The organism is Pedobacter psychrophilus (assembly GCF_001652725.1).
GTDB lineage: Bacteria > Bacteroidota > Bacteroidia > Sphingobacteriales > Sphingobacteriaceae > Pseudopedobacter > Pseudopedobacter psychrophilus.
On sequence record NZ_LWHJ01000028.1, the window covers coordinates 36,266 to 57,863 of the forward strand.

At 32.6% G+C, this 21,598-nt stretch carries 18 protein-coding genes; 10 read left to right on the forward strand and 8 right to left on the reverse strand.

Annotated elements, in window-relative coordinates; translation table 11 throughout:
• Window positions 1-63 precede the first annotated feature (63 nt).
• Both A5893_RS10830 and A5893_RS10835 read right to left on the reverse strand, forming a co-directional pair.
• Window positions 64-1,710 (reverse strand): PspC domain-containing protein, encoded by a 1,647-nt coding sequence (locus A5893_RS10830; protein ID WP_068822595.1) that lies wholly within the window; start codon window positions 1,708-1,710, stop codon window positions 64-66.
• A gap of 11 nt (window positions 1,711-1,721) precedes the next feature.
• Complete coding sequence (locus tag A5893_RS10835; RefSeq protein ID WP_068822596.1) at window positions 1,722-2,069, reverse strand: PadR family transcriptional regulator; 348 nt, start codon at window positions 2,067-2,069, stop codon at window positions 1,722-1,724.
• Between the two features lie 360 nt (window positions 2,070-2,429).
• Here A5893_RS10835 and A5893_RS10840 point away from each other — a divergent pair, with 360 nt between their 5' ends.
• The 10 genes from A5893_RS10840 (at window position 2,430) to A5893_RS10870 (ending at window position 14,788) form a co-directional block, all read left to right on the forward strand.
• Window positions 2,430-4,946: a SusC/RagA family TonB-linked outer membrane protein gene (locus tag A5893_RS10840; RefSeq protein WP_198342308.1), complete on the forward strand. Its 2,517-nt coding sequence runs from the start codon at window positions 2,430-2,432 to the stop codon at window positions 4,944-4,946.
• A gap of 83 nt (window positions 4,947-5,029) precedes the next feature.
• Complete coding sequence (locus tag A5893_RS17865) at window positions 5,030-5,545, forward strand: hypothetical protein (RefSeq protein ID WP_198342309.1); 516 nt, start codon at window positions 5,030-5,032, stop codon at window positions 5,543-5,545.
• Window positions 5,546-5,555: 10 nt separating this feature from the next.
• Window positions 5,556-7,166, forward strand: coding sequence for a SusD/RagB family nutrient-binding outer membrane lipoprotein (locus A5893_RS10845; RefSeq protein ID WP_068822597.1), 1,611 nt, complete (start codon window positions 5,556-5,558; stop codon window positions 7,164-7,166).
• Between the two features lie 9 nt (window positions 7,167-7,175).
• Window positions 7,176-8,138 (forward strand): DUF1735 domain-containing protein, encoded by a 963-nt coding sequence (locus A5893_RS10850; protein ID WP_157687543.1) that lies wholly within the window; start codon window positions 7,176-7,178, stop codon window positions 8,136-8,138.
• 74 nt (window positions 8,139-8,212) lie between these two features.
• Entirely contained in the window at window positions 8,213-8,887 is a 675-nt protein-coding gene (locus A5893_RS10855; RefSeq protein ID WP_068822599.1) for a hypothetical protein, read from the forward strand.
• Window positions 8,853-9,362 carry a RagB/SusD family nutrient uptake outer membrane protein gene (locus tag A5893_RS10860; RefSeq protein WP_068822600.1) on the forward strand — a complete coding sequence of 170 codons (510 nt, stop codon included), beginning with the start codon at window positions 8,853-8,855 and terminating at the stop codon, window positions 9,360-9,362. The genes A5893_RS10855 and A5893_RS10860 overlap by 35 nt, the downstream gene beginning before the upstream one ends.
• Window positions 9,363-9,991: 629 nt before the next feature.
• Entirely contained in the window at window positions 9,992-10,375 is a 384-nt protein-coding gene (locus tag A5893_RS17870) for a carboxypeptidase-like regulatory domain-containing protein (protein ID WP_198342310.1), read from the forward strand.
• Window positions 10,338-11,321, forward strand: coding sequence for a TonB-dependent receptor plug domain-containing protein (locus A5893_RS17875; RefSeq protein WP_198342311.1), 984 nt, complete (start codon window positions 10,338-10,340; stop codon window positions 11,319-11,321). The genes A5893_RS17870 and A5893_RS17875 overlap by 38 nt, the downstream gene beginning before the upstream one ends.
• Window positions 11,322-11,662: 341 nt before the next feature.
• On the forward strand, window positions 11,663-13,126 hold the full coding sequence (locus A5893_RS17880; protein ID WP_232456857.1) for a TonB-dependent receptor domain-containing protein: 1,464 nt from the start codon (window positions 11,663-11,665) through the stop codon (window positions 13,124-13,126).
• A gap of 12 nt (window positions 13,127-13,138) precedes the next feature.
• The gene (locus tag A5893_RS10870; protein WP_068822601.1) at window positions 13,139-14,788 is read left to right on the forward strand and encodes a RagB/SusD family nutrient uptake outer membrane protein; all 1,650 of its coding nucleotides are present in this window, start codon (window positions 13,139-13,141) and stop codon (window positions 14,786-14,788) included.
• 66 nt (window positions 14,789-14,854) lie between these two features.
• Here A5893_RS10870 and bshA read toward each other — a convergent pair whose 3' ends face one another.
• The 6 genes from bshA to A5893_RS10900 all read right to left on the reverse strand — a co-directional run bounded on the left by bshA (window position 14,855) and on the right by A5893_RS10900 (window position 21,595).
• Complete coding sequence (bshA, locus tag A5893_RS10875; protein ID WP_068822602.1) at window positions 14,855-15,991, reverse strand: N-acetyl-alpha-D-glucosaminyl L-malate synthase BshA; 1,137 nt, start codon at window positions 15,989-15,991, stop codon at window positions 14,855-14,857.
• A gap of 95 nt (window positions 15,992-16,086) precedes the next feature.
• Window positions 16,087-16,575: a hypothetical protein gene (locus tag A5893_RS10880; RefSeq protein WP_068822853.1), complete on the reverse strand. Its 489-nt coding sequence runs from the start codon at window positions 16,573-16,575 to the stop codon at window positions 16,087-16,089.
• Between the two features lie 32 nt (window positions 16,576-16,607).
• Entirely contained in the window at window positions 16,608-18,404 is a 1,797-nt protein-coding gene (locus A5893_RS10885; protein WP_068822603.1) for a serine hydrolase domain-containing protein, read from the reverse strand.
• Between the two features lie 224 nt (window positions 18,405-18,628).
• Window positions 18,629-20,743, reverse strand: a complete 2,115-nt coding sequence (gene feoB / locus A5893_RS10890) for a ferrous iron transport protein B (RefSeq protein ID WP_068822604.1) — start codon at window positions 20,741-20,743, stop codon at window positions 18,629-18,631.
• Between the two features lie 10 nt (window positions 20,744-20,753).
• A complete protein-coding gene (locus A5893_RS10895; RefSeq protein ID WP_068822605.1) occupies window positions 20,754-20,969 on the reverse strand; it encodes a FeoA family protein in 216 nt (71 codons plus the stop codon).
• 221 nt (window positions 20,970-21,190) lie between these two features.
• Window positions 21,191-21,595, reverse strand: coding sequence for a VanZ family protein (locus A5893_RS10900; RefSeq protein WP_068822606.1), 405 nt, complete (start codon window positions 21,593-21,595; stop codon window positions 21,191-21,193).
• Between the last annotated feature and the right edge of the window lie 3 nt (window positions 21,596-21,598).

Here is a 21,598-nt window from a genome sequence, read left to right on the forward strand (position 1 = left end):
AATTACTAAACAAAAAAGCCACCCTTTTGAGGATGGCTTTATAAATTTAATATGAAATGGAGTCTAATTAAAAATCACCTCGTTTCTAATACTGTCTTTAGAACCGCTCTCTTCTCTATCTCTCTTTTCTTGATCGATTGCTTCTGATGTTTTTTGACAGACAAAACCATTTTTTGTTGCTTTTACAATAATATATTTCGATTCATCTTCATCATTAATACAATCATCCATTTGATTTCTAAAAAAACGTTTCGCCAATTCTGTATCTATATATAAAGTGCTGTTAACTGGGATATTTAACTTAATATTTACTTGTTGGTCTCTCCACAAACTGTTTTGTTTTAATCCAGACTGATAATCAAAACTGAGTAAAGAATCTTTCTGAAATTGATAATATTCAATATTATGAGCATTTTTTATGGCGGCATCAAAATTTATACCTCTGGCAGAATAAGTTTTTATAATAGATGGGAATTGATTCTCTGCTAATTGTAAATCAATATTCACATGGTTTGGCGTGTCAAAATCTTTATCATTCGTTGTAATAGTCACAATTCTATTAGACCCATTTACATTAGAGATATCCTCCTGTAAAGTCCTTTGTTCGCCACCTACTAAATAATAAACATTTTCAGGATTGCTTTTCAAATTGCTTAATTCACTAAAGCTAGCTTGTTCTTTAAAATCTGTTGCGTTTTTAGCGATATAAAATATCCCTGTTCCCAAAGCCAAAATCCAAATCATTAATAAGCTAAAGCCAATCGACTTGGAAATGGTTCTATTATTAAAAAATACCCTTAGAGTAAAGAATATTATTCCTAATAGAGGCACAAATAGCACAAAGAATGCTGAAACAAATATGATAGGTCTTAAAGACTCTCTTAAAGCATTAAGAGGAAAAATGCCATTGATATCCGCACTGCCCGCATAACCTAAAAATATTAAAAGAACAACAAATGCCGAGATGAGTCCAATACTCATTATGGTGATGATAAAAAAACCTAATATTTTAATCAAGAATTTCCCGGTTGTACCAACAAAATCTGCTAAGGCCGTAATTATATTTCTTATAAAAGACCCTAACCTACTTAAACCTGGTCCGGCATGGCTTGTGGCGTTTATAAAGTTAGCTTTTACTGCATTTAATTCTTGTTCTACATTTTTTTGAAAAGATTGAAGGTTTATTTTTTCCCCTTTCATTTCCATTTTTTCAGTTCGGCTATTTGCCTTTGGGATTACTAACCATAGTAAGATGTAAGGAATTAATCCAAAACCATAAAAAATAAAAAGAATAAAGAAGGCAATTCTAATCCATCTAGCCTCAATATTAAAATAATGTCCAATACCAGCACAAACCCCTCCAATTACCCGATCTTCCATATCCCTAAAAAACTTTCTCTCAGCAGTTTTTTCTGTTTCAGGTTCGCTTTGCTCGTTTTCATCCTCTGCTTCAAAATCAGAAGGATTTCCCATCCTGGTAATTATTTCCTTAACATCAGTTAAAACAATAACTTGTTTAAGTTCCTTAATTAATAAACCGCTAAACATTTCAGCAATCCTATTTTCTATATCTGTTATAATTTCGAAATTGTCCCTGTAAGAAGCAAAATGATTTTTTACTTCGTTCATGTATTTCTTAAGTAACTCATGAGCATCCTCTTCTATATGAAAAATCACGCCGCTTATATTAATGATGATTGTTTTGTTCATGATGCTAAATTTTAAGCTTGATTATTTAGGTTTCTTCTTTTGATGCTATTATTAACAGCATAAGATAAATCAGACCAGGTTTGGTCTAACTGAATTAGGATTTGCGCCCCAGTTTCAGAAAGTTGATAATACTTACGTGGAGGGCCAGAAGTAGATTCTTGCCAGTTATAAGTAAGTAATCCATTATTTTTTAATCGTGTTAATAAAGGATACAGCGTTCCTTCTACTACTAAAAGCTTAGCCGCCTTTAACTCCTCTATTATGTCCGATGCATAAATCTCTCCTCTGGAGATAATAGAAAGTATGCAATACTCAAGTATGCCCTTTCTCATTTGTGTTTGTGTATTATCAGAAATCATAATACAAAGATATATGTATTATTTGGTATTATGTAATACAAAGTACTATAAATATTTTATTTTTGCGTTATTTGTTAAGAGAAAGTTAATTATTTAATATTTTAGCTAATAATATTTTTAATGAATGTAAAATCATCAAATAATTAAGCTGTTACTATTGAAATGCTAATTACAAAGCATGCTATTTTTTAATTCTCACAATATTTAAAGTAATATTTTGAATTAATTTTAAAAAGCTGTATATCAAGGTTTTATATTTTTTAGTTAAATAATGTTAATTTTTTATTTGCAATTATCGAAGAAGTTCTTTTATATTACGTTTTAATTCACACTATAAATTAACTAAATCTTTAAAATTGCATGAAAAAACTTGTACAAAGTTTGTTCTTAATGCTACTAGTCGCTTCGAGCGTACTAGCACAGGACAAAAAAATAACAGGAAAGGTAACGGCTCAAGAAGATGGCTTACCATTACCTGGAGTTTCGGTTAAAGTAACTGGTACTACAATAGGTATTCAAACGGATGTAAATGGAAATTATTCAATTAATTTCCCATCTACTGCTAAATCCCTTGAATTTACATTTATTGGTTTTGTAGGTAAAACTGTAAATGTAGGAAGCACAAATATTGTAAATGTTACATTAGCAACAGACGCTCAAACATTAAGTGAAGTTGTTGTAACGGCGGGTGGTATTGAAGTTAATAGAAAACAACTTGGAAATGCCAACACTACTGTAACTGGCGAAGTTTTAACACAAGCTAAGGCATTTAACGTTGCCTCCAGTTTATCTGGTAAGGTTGCAGGATTACAAATAAATGCAGTAAGTAGTGGCGTCAATCCTCAAGTTCGTATTGTATTAAGAGGAAACAGATCATTATTAGGTAATAACCAAGCATTAGTAGTTGTAGATAATGTGATTGTTCCAAATACTATCTTAGGAAATTTGAATCCAGAAGATATTGAAGATATCCAAGTTTTAAATGGTGCTGGCGCAGCTGCTTTATACGGTTCAGATGCATCAAATGGTGCACTTATTGTGACTACAAAAAAAGGTAAAAATGGAGTTTCAACAGTAACCTTTTCACAAAACACCACATTGGAAACTGTAAGCTTTTTACCAAAATTGCAAAAAGAATTTGGATCTGGAACAACACCAAATGATATTCCTACTTACACTCCGTATGAAAATCAACAATATGGTCCAAGATTTGACGGTTCATTAAGACCAATTGGAAAGCCTTTACAAGATGGTTCTATTCAAACGGTTCCTTACGAATATACTGATGAAAAAAATAATTTTTGGGAAACAGGATTAACTAGTCAGTCAGATTTAGCTATCTCATCTGGAGACGATAAGGGAACTTATTATATTGCAGGTCAATATTTAGATCAGTTATCTACAGTTCCTTATGACAGATATAATAGGTTTTCTTTACGGGTAAATGGTACTCGTGTTGTAAGTCCTAAAGTAAATATAAACTTTAGTGCTAATTATGTTCAAAACAGATTTGACGTTAGTTCCAATACTGGGGAGGCTTTTGGTAATGTTTTGCAGTCGCCATCTCAAATTCCATTAACAAGTTACAAAAACTGGAGAACAGACCCTTTTGCAAATCCTAACGGATATTATAATGATTTTTTTGATAATCCCTACAAAACATTAGAAGCAAATAGAAATGCTAATAGAAATGATTATTTAACTGGAAATACAGAAATTAAATATAATCCTATTAAAGCATTAACATTAACTTTCAGAATAGGTATTTCTACCAGAAATCAGTCCTCAAAAGATTATTCAGAAATTTTTAAATACACTGAATATACAAAATCCATCTCTGGATCAAGTAAAATTGATGATAATGGATTTGTAAATGACAATAGCTCATATCAAACACAATTAAACTCAGACTTTTTAACTCAATATAAAAAATCTTTAGGTAAAGATTTTACGCTTAATCTTATTGGTGGTGCGAGTATTAGAGATAATAACAACAACTCTTTAAACGTAAATGCAAACGGACTTGTTATTACTGACTTGTATAATGTTGGTAACAGAAGTCAACCTCAGCCAAATGGATCACAATCTAATTCAAGAACAAGACAGTTTGGTTTATATGGTGATGCAAGATTCGGTTTTAGAGATTATTTATTTTTACATGTTACTGGAAGAAATGATTGGGTTTCTGTTCTAGCTCCAAACAATAGATCATTCTTCTATCCTTCTGCTGACATATCATTTGTAGCTTCAGATGCTATCCCTTTATTAAAAGAGTCTAAAGTTATAGATAATCTAAAAATTAGAGGGGGTGTGAATAAAGTAGGATTAGTAAATATTGGCGCCTATAGACTACTGCCAACCTTTGGAGCAGGTGCTGGCTTTCCATTTGCCAATGGGCCTGGTTTTGGTTTAAGTGCTCAAATTGTTGCTCCATCATTAACTCCTGAAATTACAGTAGGGTTCGAAGGTGGTTTTGATTTAGCATTATTTAAAAATAGAGTGGTAACAAATTTTACTTATTACAGAACAAATACTACAGATCAAACCTTGCCAGTTCAAGTTTCTAGTGCAACGGGTTTTACCTCTTTCCTAACAAATACTGGTGAAGTTAAAAATCAGGGTATAGAAGCTGTTTTAAGAGTTACCCCAATACAAAAGAAAGATTTTGAAGTAAGTGTTGGAGCCAATTATACTAGAAATGTAAACGAAGTACTTTCATTAAGTGATGGTTTGGATATTCTGAATCTTGGTACGTTTGGCGCCTCTAGTGTAGTGGCAAAACCAGGTTTTCCTTTTCCGTATTTAAGAGGAACTCAATATAATAGAGATAATGAAGGAAGAATTATTGTAGATGCATATCAGGTTATCCTTCAGTAACTGCTGGTCAAAATGATTTAGGTCAAACAGAGCCAACAGATAGATTGGGTCTAGATGCGATTGTTAACTACAAAAGATTTAGTTTGACTACCTTATTTGAATATAGAACAGGAAATGTTATCTATAATGGCTTATCAACAGCTTTAGATTTTTCTGGTGCAGGTATAAGAACGGCAGCTTTTAACAGAGAACGTTTTGTTGTACCAAATTCTTCTTATGCCGATCCTGCAAATCCAGGCTCATTCCTGCCTAATAATAGCATTACTACAAGAAATGGTGGCGCAGATTTCTTTACTGACGGTCCAAGATATACTGGTGTAATAGAAAATTACGTAAATTCAGCAGCTTTCTGGAAATTAAGAGAATTAGCATTGTCTTATAATATTCCATTATCTAAAATAGGGGTTAATAAATATATCAAAAATGCTAAAATAACTTTGTTAGGGAGAAATCTATTATTATTTACTCCTAAGTCTAACGTGTTTACAGATCCAGAATATAGCGCATTTGATGCAACTAGTAATGCTATAGGGTTTACATCAATAAGTCAAACTCCTCCATCAAGATTTTTTGGGGCTAATATTTCTCTAACATTTTAATTGAGTAATTATGAAAAAAATATTTAATATAATGCTGGCAGCAAGTAGCTTATTCCTATTCTCTGCATGCGATAACTATTTGGATATTAATGATAATCCAAATCAAGCGACATCGGCAACACCAGATTTGGTTTTACCAGCAGCTATAAATGCAACTGCAAGTGGATCGGTTGGTTTTAATGCTTATGGTAACGATCTTGTGGGTTATACAGTAAATGCAGGTGGCTTTGGTGGTTTTGGTTCTGTATGGACTTATAATTACGTAAATACAGAATTTCAAGGGTTATTTACTGGTTCTTATGCTAATCTGCGTGATTATCAATATGTTTTCGACCAAACTAATGGGAATAAAAATTTAATTTATTCAAATGCTGTTTCTAGAATTATGAAATCTTTCGTCTTCGAAAGATTAGTTAATACTTACAATGACGTTCCATATTTTGATGCTTTAAAATCTAGTACAAACTTAACTCCAAAGTATGACGCTGCTCCTTTAATCTATCAAGATTTAGTTGCTCAATTAGATACTGCTATAACAGCTATTACTCTTGCACAATCTGTTTCTAGCACTTCTCTTGATGCACCAGTTGCAATATCATCAGCATCCGACCCTTTATTTAAAGGAGATATGAATGGATGGAAACGTTTTGCAAATACATTAAAATTGAGGTTACTAATAAAAATGTCTGGAGTGGCAAATTTATCATCTTTTGTTACTACAAAATTTGCATCATTCAATACCACTTTAGGTGTTATTACGGATGATGCTATTGTACAGCCTGGCTATTCTAAAGTTGATGGTAAGCAAAGTCCATTTTGGAATACTTATGGATTTACAGTAGTCAATGTCGTTTCAGGTACAGGAAGATCGCGTTTACCATCTAGATTTTTGTTGAACTTTTACAGTAACAAAATTAACGATTCTAGAAGAGGTGCCCTAACATTTAGAGGATTTCCATCTCCAGTCATAAATCAGCTTGGTTTTGAGCCACCATCTGGACAGTTGTTAGCTCCAACAGGTGCGTCAGTTTGGTATTTAGGTGTCGCAAATAGTGGCTTAGATGGTTTGGGTTTAATTAAAGGAGCAACAGCTGGAACTCCAATTTTATTAGGTGCTGAAGCTAGTTTTCTTTTAGCAGAAGCAAATTTGAAAGGATTTATTTCAGGTTTAGCAGCTACCGCATATAGAGCAGGTATCGAAAGGTCATTTACTTTTGTAAATAAAGATGTTAATAATACATCTGCCAAAACAGCCGCAACAATAGCAACAGAAGTTACAGCCTATATTTCAGACAATGTTGGTAACAGATTAGTTGATTATGCGGCGTCTACTACAGACGCTCAAAGATTAGAAGCTATTATTACTCAAAAATATATAGCATTAAATCTAATTGGCGGTTTTGAGGCTTGGAATGAGTTTAGACGTACTGCCTATCCAACCATCACAAACGGTTCTGCCAATGCAACTCTAAGTTTTGCTTCTACACAGTCTACATCAACTAGGACAGATAAACTGCCGGCTAGAATTTTGTATCCACAAGATGAATTACAAAAGAATGCAGCGAATGTACCGACAGGTATAAATCAATTTACTTCAAGAATATTTTGGGACATAAATTAATAAATGAAAATGAAAAAGATATTAAATATTTTTACCGTACTAATTTCAGTTACTCTGTTGAGTTCCTGTTTAAAGGATAATATAGTCTTAGATCCTTCAAAATCAAACAATGTTATTGAATTCGGAAACCCTGCAGACATTGCTTCCCCTGCGGGAGCTAAATATTATCTGTTTTCCCCAGCACTTGAAATTAAACAATCAATTGAATTGATTGTTCCGGTAAGCTATTCTGGAGCTGCTTCCGCTCCAGAAAATATTACAGTAACAACGGCATTAGCTCCTACTTCTGTTATTACTGAATACAATACACAACAAGGAACTAATTTCATTCTTCTCCCTTCCAATTTATATACAATAGCTAATCTTGTTGCGTTAATACCAAGTGGAGAAAGAAAATCTCAAATTGTTATTAATTTAAAAACTGACCAATTTGATTTAACTAAGGAATATGTTTTACCGCTAACCATAGCTAGCTCTTCTTTCGGTATTATTAGTTCGAACTTTAGGACTATCTTACTAAATATTAAGGCAAAAAATAAATATGATGGCATTTACACTGTATCAGCTACTGCACCGATGTTAGACGTTGTCTCCGCAGCATTGACAGGTTTTTACCCGATAGAGCAGGATTTAATAACTCAAGGAGCTAATACTGTTGCCATGTATGACGGTAGATTTGCAACAGCTAACTTTGCTCATCCTATTAAAAGTGGTACGGCTACATCATCATACGGTAATTTTTCTCCAGTTTTTGCTATGGATGCTGATGGAAAAGTAACAAGTGTTACTAATTATTTTGGCCAAGGCACAAATTCAAGTTTACGATCTGCAAGGCTTGACCCTACTGGTGTAAATAAATTTACTGTTACCGGAGACACCAAAATCTTAGAAGTTAAATATGTTTTGATTCAAGGTGGTAGTGATCGGACATTTTTTAGTGAAAAATGGGTATTTAAAAGCGCTAGGCCATAAACCTTAAATTTATTCCAAAGACAATAAGAAAGGTTGGTTTTTAACCAACTTTTCTTATTTACAAACAATTAAAAATGAAAATTCAACTATTAATTTTATTAATATTTTTAACTAAGCTGAGTGTTTCTCAAGTAAAGCAAGCAATATTAAAAAAAGAGTATATTTCGGATAATTATTCACTTTATTATTCTATTGATGAATCTAAAGTATTAAACGGTAACTATTATGTTAATGATGCAAAAAATGCACTTGTCCTAAAAGGTAATTATTCTAATGGTTTAAGGAATGGATTATGGTTATTATTTAATAATGATGGTTCTCTTAAAATGTCTTTTAATTCTTCATCCAATAAATTAATATTCTTAATACCAAATTTTTTTTCTAACATAGGTTATAGTTTTTCTGAAGAAAAAATGAAAGACTTTAGATTAGCATTGCCTTTATTTAGTTTTGATTTGCTATTTGATTTGCTAAGTCAAAATAAAGCTTTTAAAAGTTTAGATAGGGAAAGTGCAAAAGAATTATCTTTAGTAGCATCAATTAATGAAAATGGAAAGGCAACTTTTACTATAAATAAGAATGATAACATCTTAATTGATAATTTAGAAATAGAAAACAATAAATTTTTTGATTTAGATTGGATTCCTGCATTTAATAGCAATAGAAATACTTCAATTAGGCTGATCTTCCCTTTAAATATTACTCCAGATTCTGATGCAGAAAGACAAAGGTTTAGATGGAATTATTAATATTCTCTTAAATTATAGAGAAAATCAGTTGATCCTTGCAGAATCTTACATGAAAAAAGCTAATGCTGATCCAAATTCAGCTTTAGTAGCATTAAATACCGTAAGAGATTATTATAATAATTCTGGATACGTAGCTTCTGGATATTATAGTTTTGGTAAGTCATATCAACCTTATTTATTAACAGATTTTGCTCCAGGTGAAATTGAAAACCCAGCTTTAACAGGAACAACAGTTAATCAAGCCTTGCTAAAAGAAATAATTGAAGAAAGATACGTTAGCTTAATTGGACAAATAGAGCAATTTACAGATGTTAGAAGAACCAAAAATCTATTAGGGATTGCTCCTGTATCAGGCACAATATTACCTCAAAGATTTTTGTATCCTCAAAGCGAATTAAATACCAACACTAATACACCTAAATTAGTAACTGGAGATTTATTTAAACCATTAACATCAAACACTTCCGCTTATTAAAAAATAGGTTTTGATTAGTCCTAACTATTTAACCGAACCGTTAAGTAGTTAGGACTTTTTTATTTTAACTCAATTTTTTTTATCAACTTAAATAATTTTAGTTCATAATATTTTTAATAAAGATATATATCTATATAAATATCTATAATTTAAATGAACAAGTAAAAATTCCACTAAATATCTAAAACAAAAGCTTAAATTTCAGATTGGCTCTAATTTTTATAGCGTCTTAGCATTAAAAATCATTTGAAAGCTATCGTTAAGTAAATGCTTAATGACATAATTGATCTTATACGGTTTCATATTCGGTTTGTAGAAAAATCGATGACTTTTTTGAGTCGAAATAAACTATTTTTTTAAAATAATTGACTAATAGGCTTAGCTTTTAAAATAAAAGTATTTAATCAAACTTAAATCATCAGAATTTACAAAATCATAAAGTTAAAAAAATTTCAATCTTACAAGCCACACCGGAAACAAACAAAAACGCAAAAATTTTAAATATCTGATTTTCAGCATTTTAATTCAATATGTTAAAAGTTGTTAAATTTTTATTTGTTTTTACCATTTTTCTTCATTTATATTACAGATTAATTCACACTATAACTAAACTAAATTTTTAAAATTGTATGAAAAAACTCTTACAAAGTTTCTTTGTCATGCTGCTAATAGCTACGAGCGTTTTAGCGCAAGATAAGACCGTTACGGGTACAGTAACGGATCAAACCGACGGATCTCCTTTGCCAGGAGTTAGCGTGACCATCGTTGGTACAAAACTTGGCACCCAAACTGATGTAAATGGAAAATATTCGTTAAGAGCGCCAAGTGGCTCAACAAAATTGATTTTTTCTTTTATTGGATACACAAACAAAACAGTGACTATTAATGGCACAACATTAAATGTAACTTTAGATTCTGATAATAAACAGCTTTCTGAAGTTGTTGTTGTTGGTTATGGAACTCAATTAAGAAAAGATGTTACTGGTTCGTCTTCTACTTTTAAAAGGGTCTGAAATTAGCAATGTTTCCGTTCCTTCTTTTGATAGGGCTTTGGCAGGGAAAATAGCAGGGGTTCAAGTAATTACTCCTTCTGGACAACTTGGTCAACCTGCTCAAATTCGAATTAGAGGCGTAAACTCTATATCTTCTGGGGTAACTCCTCTATATGTAATCGATGGTGTGCCAGCTTTTAGTGGTGATGTTGGTGGATTTACATCTGCTAACGCTTTAGCTGATATTAATCCAAATGATATTGAGACTTTTGAGGTTTTAAAAGATGGTGCTGCAACAGCTATTTATGGCTCTAGAGCATCGAATGGGGTTGTTTTAATAACTACAAAAAGAGGTAAAGCTGGCAAAACTGTTTTTAATTATGATGGATATTACGCAACAGCAAAAAACTCTAGTAGGTTTGATTTGTTAAATGCAGATCAATTTATTGAGGTCTCTAATGAAAAATTTGTCGCTTCTGGTAATGCACCACAAGCCTTTCCCACACCTGATGGTAATGGCGGGTTTGTAGATACTGATTGGCAAGATTTCTTATTTAGAACTGCCAACCAACAAAATCACTCTGTTTCCGCAACTGGTGGTACAGAAACTAGTAAATTCTATTTTTCTTTAGGATATTCTGATCAAGATGGTATTCTAAGAGCGAATTCCTTAAAAAGATACTCGTTAAAAGGAAATTTTGATCAAAAAATAAATAAATATTTAAATTTTGGTATAACATCTGGCTTTACATATCAAAACAATAAGGGCTCAACTATTGGGTCAAATGCGCTTTCTGGAAATATTTTTGGTGGCTCGAGAATGCTTCCAAACGTCACTGTATTCAATCCAGCAGATGTTACCGGATATAATATCGATGCCAATAGAGTTGCTGTTGGTAGGGGTTCTAACTTAATCGCAATATCTGATAATATTCCTAATCAAATATTTGTTATTGATAAAATTTAAGGACTTCACAAACTTATAGAGCGTTAGCGTCAACTTATTTAGAAGTAAATATTGCAACTGGTTTAAAATTTAAAACCCAAATAGGAATTGATGGTAGTTATGTAGATGATTTTACTTTTAACGATCCAAGACATGGAGACGGAAGAGGGGCTAATGGAACTGCTTCTCAAGCTTATTCACCCTCATTTAGATGGAATTTGCAAAATATTTTAAGTTATAACAAATCCTTTAATAAAGATCATAACTTAGATTTAACATTGGTTCAGGAATATCAAAAAGAAAAATCTTCATTTTATCAAGCTTCTATATAAAATATCACAGATATTTATTGGAATCAAAATATAACTTCAGGTACTTTTGTTACACCTACTGTTGGGGGGGGTCAATCTCAGTTTGGATTAGAATCTTATTTAGCTCGTTTAAACTACAATTATAAAAGTAAATATTACTTAGGAGCATCCATTCGTCAAGATAGTAACTCTGACTTGCCAGAAGCAAATCGTAAAGGATATTTTCCGGGCGTTTCTGTAGCTTATAGAATCTCAGAAGAATCATTTTTTAAAAATTCTACGGCCTTAGGATTTATATCTGACTTTAGAATAAGAGGATCATTTGCTGAAGTTGGAAATATCGCTATTGGTAGATTTAGATATTTAGGTCAATATTCTGCTGCTGTTTATGGTGGCCAAAGCGGGATAGGATTCAGTAACATAGGAAACCCAGCATTAAGATGGGAGGAGCAGAAAAAATATGATCTTGGTTTAGAATTGGGATTTCTTGATGGTAGAATTAACTTTATTGCTGACTACTTTAGACAAGACAATGATAAAATTGTTCTATCAGCACCAACAGCTCCTTCATTGGGAGTACCGGGCAACTCAATTGTTCAAAACGTTGGTAATATCAGAAATAGTGGATTTGAACTAGGTATAAATGCAGAAGTTTTGAGAAAAGGTGATTTTACTTGGTCTTCATCATTTAATTTTACTACTCAAAAAAATAAGGTTTTAGCTCTATTTAATAATGAAGACCAAATTGGTGCTTATAATATCATTAGAGTAGGTGAATCAATTAACGCGTTATATGGATATCAATATTTAGGAGTTGCACCAGCAAATGGTAATCCTCTATATCAAAAAGCTAACGGAACTATTATTCAAGGAAGAATATCCAATCAAGCATATTATACATATGACCCTGCAAATCCAAATCAGTATTATAATTCAGCTCTACCTATAAGTGCATCAAATCCTGATAACAGAGCTACCTTAGCATCTTCTGATAGATCAGTTTTAGGAAGTGTTCTTCCTAAATGGTTTGGAGGATTTAATAATACCTTTACTTACAAAGGAATAGATCTAAATGTCTTACTAAGATATCAAGGAGGAAACCTAATCTATAATAGAACAAGAACCGATTTAGTTAATCAAAACTTTGTTAATAATGGTACTGAAATCCTAGGAAGATGGAAAAGTGTAGCGGAGCCAGGAGATGGCGTTACTCCAAGCGTTTATTTTGGTAGAAGTACTTTTATCAATTTAGATAATCAAGCTTATACTCGATTTGTGGAGAAAGGTGATTTTTTAAGGTTGGATAATTTGTCTTTGGGTTATAAAATTCCTTCAAAAGCACTCAATAAAATAAGTGTAGGAAGTGTTAGAATTTATGCTTCAGCACAAAATTTATTCGTTATTACTGGTTACAAGGGTCTTGACCCAGAAACCAATACTAATGGTGCAGGTGTTGATTATAACGGAAATCCTCAACAGAGAACTTTCACATTCGGAATCAATTTAGGTATTTAAAACTTTGAAATAATGAGAAAAAACATAAAATATGTACTAACTAATAAGGTGTTTATAGCATTTACTATAGCCTTATTTTTAGGAGTGAGTTCATGTAAGAACTTCACAGATATTACCCCTGATAATACACTAGCTGAAAATGACGCTTACAGTAATGATCAAAGAGCCTTAGCTGCAATAACTGGAGTATATAGTGCTGCTCAATCTAGCCCTTATACCGACGGAAGCAATAGAGGATATCCTTTTGGTGCCGCTAATACAATTCAAGGAGATATGAGAGGTGAAGACCTTATTGCTGTTCCTTCTTTTTTCGCTATTACCAATGAGAATACTCATGATGTTACTACAGCTAACAACACAGCTATGTGGACTTCATTATTTGCCACAATTAATAGGGCTAACGAGGTTATTGAAAAATTAGTCGCTGCTTCAGCGGCTGGGACTGTTACACAAGCTGTCTCTTTAAAGGGCCAAGCAGAAGCTCGTTTTTTAAGGGCTTTAAGTTATCATGAATTATTAGTTTTATTTGCTAGACCTTACAATCACACAGTTGGAGCAACTCATTTAGGTGTTCCAATTAGAGAGGTGGCAAATAATACACCTCAACGTGTTGAAGAAAATAGAAATGCTCCAAGAAATACAGTTGCACAATGTTACAGCTTTATTTTAGCTGATTTAGATTTTGCTGAAACAAACTTAACAGCTACTAACGGCAGTACTTCTTTAACAATTACTAGAGCTACCAAAGGAGCGGCAGTAGCCTTAAAAACTCGAATTAAATTACACATGGGTGATTATGCTGGAGTTATAACAGAAGGCACAAAGTTAGGCACTAGTGCGGCATCAGGGCCGTATGCAAGTGCTACACCTTATGCTGTTTATAGGTTAACGGCTTCTCCAGACGGTCCGTTTTCTAGTACTGCAGCAAATTATGGTAATACAGAATCTATATTTTCTATAGAGCACTCAACAATACGTAATGCGGGAACAAATGGTTCTTTAAGTACTATGCTTTCTAGAGCACCAGGAAGGGCATTAATTGCTATATCACCTATAATTTGGAATCAACCATTTTGGAGAGCTGATGATTTAAGGAGAACCCTTTTAACTGGAACAGATGTGCCACCTGCGGTTTCTAGATCTTATTTTAGTTTAAAATACAAGGATGTCCCTACATTTACGGATGCGAATCCAATAATTAGATATGCAGAAGTGTTATTAAATGTCGCTGAAGCTTATTCAAGAATCACCGCTTTAGATGTTAGAGCTTTAAATTTACTAAATGCAGTTAGAAATAGATCAGTTACTTTAGCAGCAAATCAATTTACTATTGCAAGCTTCGCAACAGGTATTACTTTAACACAGGCTATCCTTAATGAAAGAAGAATTGAATTCTTAGGCGAAGGACGTAGATATCCAGATATACATAGGCTGGCGTTAGATCCTAATTTTGGAACCAATGGAATTCCTTCAAAAGTAACTTATGCGGCAGCAACTTTTGCAAGTTATAATACATCTACTCCATACGCTGGAGCTAGAGCTATAGCCGCTATTCCTTACGATATAAATGCAACAAATGGTTTTAAATTTATTTGGCCAATACCTCAGGTTGAAACAAACACTAATCCAGTATTAGCAGCACAACAAAACCCAGGTTATTAATTTCATTTTTTCTTAAACAAAAAAAAGAGAGGCTTTCTTAATAAGAAAGCCTCTCTTTTTTTAAAATCAGTTTATTACGCTCTTCTCTATAATCTCCCTATAAAAATCCTCATACATAGGCAAAACTAAATCCAAGTCAAACTCTGCTGCCCTTTTTAAAGCGTTTTCTTTAAATTTATTTAATCTGTCTTCATCTTCTAAAATATAAATGGCATGATTTGCCATTCCTTCAACATCACCTACATTATCCATAAATCCGGTTATGCCATCAACGTTAAGTTCTGGTAAACCCCCGGTATTAGTGGATACTACAGGAACTTTACAAGCCATTGCTTCTAATGCAGCTAAACCAAAACTTTCTGCTTCTGAAGGCATGATAAACAAATCACCAACAGACAAAATTTCTTCTACGGCATCTTGCTTTCCTAAAAATCGGACATGGTCACAAACCTTTAAATCACGACATAATTGTTCGCAGTTTACACGTTCTGGACCATCGCCTACCATTAATAACTTAGCGGGCACTTTTTCTAATATCTTTTGAAAGATATAAACAACATCTTGTGTTCTTTTTACCTTTCTAAAATTAGAGGTATGAACTAAAATACGCTCGCCTTGTGGGGCAATTGCTTTTTTGAAATGATCTTTTGGAGTTAACTTAAATCTCTTATGATCAATAAAATTTGGGATTACTTTGATGTCTTTCTGAATATCGAAATGATCATAAGTTGCCTTTTTTAAATCTTCTGAAACTGCAGTTACACCGTCAGATTGATTAATGGAAAATGTTACAACTGGCTTATAAGTTAAATCTTTACCAACTAAAGTAATATCAGTACCATGTAATGTGGTAACAACAGGAATATGGATACCAAAAGTTGCTAATATTTGTTTGGCCATAAATGCTGCAGAGGCATGTGGAATTGCATAATGAACATGCAAAATATCCAGTTTTTCAAACCTTACCACATCTACCATTTTACTAGATAGTGCCAATTCATAAGGGGCATAATCAAATAAAGGATATTTTGAAACGGAGACTTCGTGATAAAATAGATTTTCTGAAAAGAAATCTAACCGAGCTGGTTGACTATATGTTATAAAATGGACCTGATGTCCATTATCTGCCAAAGCTTTGCCCAATTCTGTAGCTACTACTCCACTACCGCCAAATGTCGGGTAACAAACAATCCCTATTTTCATTTAAAATATTTTCTGATTTATTAATTTTCTGATTTACAAATTAAGAGGTTAAACTTTCATTTATTGTTAAGAGAATGTAACAATACAAAGGTTAATTATTCTTTCTCAGATGGAACAAATTCAATCTTTGTTTGCAATGCTTCTAATTTGGATTTCACATTACTGATTTCATCTTGATATTCTTTTACATTATCATTGGTATCACCCAGTTTTGAATTAAACTTTTCGGCTTGTTTCGCATCTTTTGTAGCTCTTCTCGAAGCTTGTTCAACTTTTGAAGCCAACTTACTGTCTCTTGGTTTTTCTGCAAGCTCATCAGAAAGACTTTTAGCTTCATCTGCTGATTTACTTGCTTCATCATTTGCTTCTTTAACATCCCTAACTAAATCATTGACTTTTGATAATTCAGTTTCTAATGAAATATTTAAATTATTTAATTCGGTATTGAGCTTTAAAAGTTCTCTCTGATTACTCAGCTTTTGCATCTCTGGGCTCAATTTTTCTGAACAAGAAGAAAAGCTAACTATTAAAATAACTAATAAAACCAGTGTAGTTATTTGTTTTTGGATTGTTTTAATATTCATATTTTTATAACCTTGATAATGCACTTTTGTTATTAATTTCTGGCATTTTGTATTGCCTTGTAAATAACATCCTGAATTCTAGGACGAATATTTAATGTGGAAAGTTTATTATTAACCTCTGGATTTACCCTATTTGAAAGCAATATATAAATTAGGTTTTCTTTAGGATCTACCCAAACGCATGTTCCTGTATAGCCAGTATGACCATAAGATTGTGAAGAAGCAAATTTTGAAGGATAGCCATAAGTTGATTTTGAATCGAAACCATCAAACCCTAAACCTCTTCTGCTTAGTTCGGAATATTTAGTTGTAAAAAAGTTTACGATTTCTGGTTTAAAATATCTATCGCCTCCATATTCTCCTCTGTTTAATAACATCTGAAATAAAATAGCTAGATCAGAAGCATTAGAAAATAAACCAGCATGTCCTGAAACACCACCAACCATTGCGGCTCCTTGGTCATGTACATAACCCATTAATAAAGTTTTTCTGAAATAAGTATCTAACTCAGTAGGCACAATTTCTGATTTTGTAAAACGATAACGGGGATTAAATCCAGTTGAGCTCATTCCTAAAGGGTTATAAAAATTTGTTTTTACATAATTTTGCAAAGGAGTTTTAGTAATCTGCTCAATAACTTCTTTCATAAAATACATGCTTAAATCGCTGTAAACATATTTCCCTCTAGTTTTTAATGGGCTAGCTAACATTTGTTTCCACATCACATCATTGAAATAGCTTTTTTTCATGAAATAATTATCCGCAACTTTAACATTATAAACTTCAGACGAATCTCTACTAAAATCATCTGGCTTTATGGCGCTAAAAAAAGGGATATAAGGAATAAACCCTGCTTGGTGCAACATCAATTCTTTTACCTTGATATCTGCTTTATCAGTATTTCTTGCCTGTGCTAAATAAGTATCTATAGTTGTATCTAAATCTAATTGGTTGGTTTCATATAAGTGCATTACTTCCATTGTGGTAGCTCCAACTTTGGTTATCGATGCCAAATCAAAAATGTCATTCACACTTTCTTTTTGTGCATCAGTATCGTAAGTATGGGCTCCATAAGCTTTATTAAAAATCACTTTTCCGTCTTTAGCGGCAAAAACTACCATGCCCGGTGTGGCTTTATTTCTTATGGCTTCAGCAGCAATCTCATCAATTGCTTTTAAATCGTTTGCGTTTATATTTAAATCTTCTGGCACTGTAAATTGTAGTCTGATTCTATCAATATCGAAACCTGTATTTCTTTGATATTTATCGCTAAAGCTGATAGGTAATCTGCCAAGACATGCTACACCACCAAAAATTAATTGTGCCGAAAAACTAGCTGCTTGTTGGTCTTTTACAGGAGAAAACACAATTGGGGCTTTAACATTATTTAATTTTGCCAAGTTTTTACCTTCACCAAAATAATTGATTACTACTTGTCTTGTGTTTTCCATTTGATTGATGAAAAATAGAATTTCATCATTGAATTCTGTACTATCAGTTACTTGAATTATGATAGTGTTAAAAAATTTTAAATCGGCGTTAAGTGCATTAAGATCTTTTGTAAGAGGGAAAGTTTTAATGTCAGCATATTTATTTAAGATGCTATCAAAAATACTGTGGTATTTATAGCCTAAATCTATGCTTGCAATGGTTTTGATCTCTAATTTTTTTAGTGGTAAAAGTGCTTTTTCGTTATTTAATACAACAGTAGCTTGCCCTGCATTATTGAATTTTTCTAACCAATTTTGAGCGTCCTTATGTTCTTGTCCACAAGCAAAAAAGAACGTTGAAATAAACAGAAAGAAAGCGAATGAGATTTTTTTTATCATTTGATAGAAGAAAGTTACGGTTTAATATGATGATGCTTTGCTTGGTTTACAAATATTTATCCAAAAATTGTTGACAACATTAAATTGTCTGAATCATGATTTACAAGATTTAAGGATTTTTCTTGATCAAAGGGTAAACAATTTAAAACATTAAGGAGTTAAGAGACATTAAGCCTTATAGTTAAGAAAAGAATCTTTAGACAATTATCTTAAATAATTTCAACTTATTTTAACAATTGATATACCACAAAACTAGCTACATAAGCTAAAACCAACATGTAGGTAAATTGGATTAAAGGCCATTTAATGTTTTTTGTTTCCCGATAAACAACTGCCATTGTGCTCATACATTGCATGGCAAATGCATAAAACATCATTAAAGAAAACGCAGAAGCTACCGTAAAAACAGGAAGTCCCGTTTCAGTATTTTTAGCACCCGCCATTTTTTCCCTTACAGATTCCATTTTTGTAGCATCGCCATCAACAGAATATAAAGTGGCCATTGTGCCTACAAAAACTTCTCTGGCTGCAAAAGATGTAATTAAGGCAATACCAATTTTCCAATCGAATCCCAAAGGTTTAATGCCCGGCTCAATAGATTTTCCTAATACACCGGCATAAGAACTTTCTAGCTTTTCTGATGCCTTTAATCTATTAATTTCTGTTGATGAATATCTTTGTTGCAAACTTTGAGAATTATATTTCGCATCTATTTTTTCAAAACGATTTGAAGGACCATAACTTGCTAAAACCCAAAGTACAATTGAAACCGCAATGATAACTTTTCCGGCTTGGGTAACAAATGTTTTTACACTTTCAAACATCGTTATGCCTACGTTATTCCACCTTGGCATTCGGTAAACGGGTAATTCCATAATGAAATATCCTTTTGCTTTGCTTTTGATAATTCCTTTCATTACCCAAGCCACCAAAATAGCAGCAACAATACTCATTACATAAAGCGACATTAAAGCCAATCCCTGCAAATTGATGATGCCTAGAACATATCTTTTTGGTACTACCAAGGAAATTAACAAGGTGTAAATTGGTAAACGAGCACTACAGCTTACCAAAGGTGTTACCATAATGGTGATGATCCTTTCTTTCCAGTTTTCTATGGTTCTGGTACTCATGATTGATGGAACTGCACAAGCCAAACCGCCAATCATTGGCACAACAGATTTACCGTTTAAACCAACTTTTCGCATTAAACGATCCATCATGAATGTTACACGAGACATATAACCTGTGTCCTCTAAAACAGAAATGAAAGCGAATAATAAAGCAATTTGTGGAATAAAAACCATCACTCCGCTTAAACCAGCAAGCACACCATCAATCAATAAATTGGTTAGTGCACCTTCTGGTAAATATTGATGTCCGATTTGTGCCAACCATACAAAAACTGTTTCTATCAAATACATTGGATACTCTGACCAAGCAAAAATGGACTGGAAAATCGCAAAAAGGATGGCGATAAAAATTACAAATCCCCAAATTTTATGGGTGAGGTAATGATCTATTTTATTGCTGATATTTTCTTCTAATGCAACCGAATTATATTTTACAGTATCTAATAAAACATCGTTTATAAAATTATAACGGGCTATGGTTTCTGCTGCTTGCGATTTTTGCGAATGAAAATCGTATTGTTTTTCAAAAGCTTCTATCTGGCTTATCTGTGTTTTTGTTAGGTAACTTATATTTTGATATTGATGTGCAATTTGTAAAGCAACGTAAGGATTATCAAGATTCAATTCCGTTGATATGGATTTGATTAAATCTGGTGCAATCAACTCCACATCAATTGTTGATGTTTGAAAAGGCTGGCTACTACGGTATTGAATTGCTTTTTTTAATTCTTCTATCCCTTGGGTTTTTCTGGCGGCAATTGGTACAACAGGAACGTTTAGCCTTTCAGCCAAACCATCCACATCAATATTCATATTACTCTTTAAAGCCAAATCCATCATGTTTAATGCAATGATGATAGGCAAACCTAAATCTGCAATTTGGGTATATAATAAAAGATTTCTTTTAAGATTTGTGGCATCTGCCACGATAAGCACTAAATCTGGATAGGATGGATTATTTTTATCTGAAAGTACTTCAAAAACAATGGTTTCATCAGCGCTTTTGGGATATAAGCTATAAGTGCCGGGTAAATCAACAATCTCAAGATTTGTGCTATCTGCTAATTTCGAAAAGCCTATTTTTTTATCAACGGTAACTCCGGGGAAATTCCCTACTTTTTGGTTTAAACCAGTAAGGGCATTAAATATGGTTGATTTGCCGGTATTTGGATTACCTACAAGAGCTATTCTTAGCCTGTCTTTCAATCCTCACAATTTAAATAAGTTCTATTGTAGAAGCCTCGCGTTTTCTTAAAGATAATTGATAACCAGAAACGGAAATTGCAATTGGATCGCCAAAAGGGGCAATACGTTCAACTTTAATTGTTTCTCCTGGTAAACAACCCATCTCCATCAATTTTACCGACATTTCTAAATCAGTAAATTCTTTTATGATTCCTATTGCTCCTATTTTTAATTGCGATAACTTCATTTTTAGAATATTGATGAGCAAAAATAAAGCTTATTTATATTAAATCCAAATAAAGAGACGGCTATTAATTACCGAGTTGGTATTTGATTTACAATGGTTTTATTGGGGGTTTTTGTAAACTAAATTTAGGACATTGACAGCCTTTTTTAAATATGCTACATGAACTAAAAACAGAAATAACAAGAAATAGGAAAATAATTTTTAAAGCTTTTATCATCTGTTTATTTTTTAACCAATTTATATACATAAGCCTTTCTGTGTAATAATAGGTAACTAAAAACGCCCATTCCCAAACCAGCCATGTCTGCAAAGAAATCCCACCACTCTGCAGAGCGGTAGGTAAATACTTTCCATTGTAAAAGCTCAATTCCGCCCCCTAAGAGCACATTGACTAATATAATTTTTAATATGGTCAATAAACGATAATCAAAACTATTTTGTTGTTTAATTTTACCATAAAACAAAAAAACGGTAAGCACAAAGAAAAATCCTAAGTGTACCATTTTATCAAATCCTTCAAAAAAATGTTGGGCCTGTGGCAAATCGCTAGAAGGCAAATCACAAAGTATGATTACCAAGATAGACCAGCTAATTGCCGCCCATTGAAATTTTAAAGTCTTTAGCATTTG

Excerpts from the sequence above, each read along its gene's own strand:
- A5893_RS10830 (WP_068822595.1), bottom strand. The coding sequence starts at position 1,710 with ATGAACAAAACAATCATCATTAATATAAGCGGCGTGATTTTTCATATA.
- A5893_RS10835 (WP_068822596.1), bottom strand. The coding sequence starts at position 2,069 with ATGATTTCTGATAATACACAAACACAAATGAGAAAGGGCATACTTGAG.
- A5893_RS10840 (WP_198342308.1), top strand. The coding sequence starts at position 2,430 with ATGAAAAAACTTGTACAAAGTTTGTTCTTAATGCTACTAGTCGCTTCG.
- A5893_RS10845 (WP_068822597.1), top strand. The coding sequence starts at position 5,556 with ATGAAAAAAATATTTAATATAATGCTGGCAGCAAGTAGCTTATTCCTA.
- A5893_RS10850 (WP_157687543.1), top strand. The coding sequence starts at position 7,176 with ATGAAAAAGATATTAAATATTTTTACCGTACTAATTTCAGTTACTCTG.
- A5893_RS10855 (WP_068822599.1), top strand. The coding sequence starts at position 8,213 with ATGAAAATTCAACTATTAATTTTATTAATATTTTTAACTAAGCTGAGT.
- A5893_RS10860 (WP_068822600.1), top strand. The coding sequence starts at position 8,853 with ATGCAGAAAGACAAAGGTTTAGATGGAATTATTAATATTCTCTTAAAT.
- A5893_RS17870 (WP_198342310.1), top strand. The coding sequence starts at position 9,992 with ATGAAAAAACTCTTACAAAGTTTCTTTGTCATGCTGCTAATAGCTACG.
- A5893_RS17875 (WP_198342311.1), top strand. The coding sequence starts at position 10,338 with ATGTTACTGGTTCGTCTTCTACTTTTAAAAGGGTCTGAAATTAGCAAT.
- A5893_RS10870 (WP_068822601.1), top strand. The coding sequence starts at position 13,139 with ATGAGAAAAAACATAAAATATGTACTAACTAATAAGGTGTTTATAGCA.
- bshA (WP_068822602.1), bottom strand. The coding sequence starts at position 15,991 with ATGAAAATAGGGATTGTTTGTTACCCGACATTTGGCGGTAGTGGAGTA.
- A5893_RS10880 (WP_068822853.1), bottom strand. The coding sequence starts at position 16,575 with ATGAATATTAAAACAATCCAAAAACAAATAACTACACTGGTTTTATTA.
- A5893_RS10885 (WP_068822603.1), bottom strand. The coding sequence starts at position 18,404 with ATGATAAAAAAAATCTCATTCGCTTTCTTTCTGTTTATTTCAACGTTC.
- A5893_RS10895 (WP_068822605.1), bottom strand. The coding sequence starts at position 20,969 with ATGAAGTTATCGCAATTAAAAATAGGAGCAATAGGAATCATAAAAGAA.
- A5893_RS10900 (WP_068822606.1), bottom strand. The coding sequence starts at position 21,595 with ATGCTAAAGACTTTAAAATTTCAATGGGCGGCAATTAGCTGGTCTATC.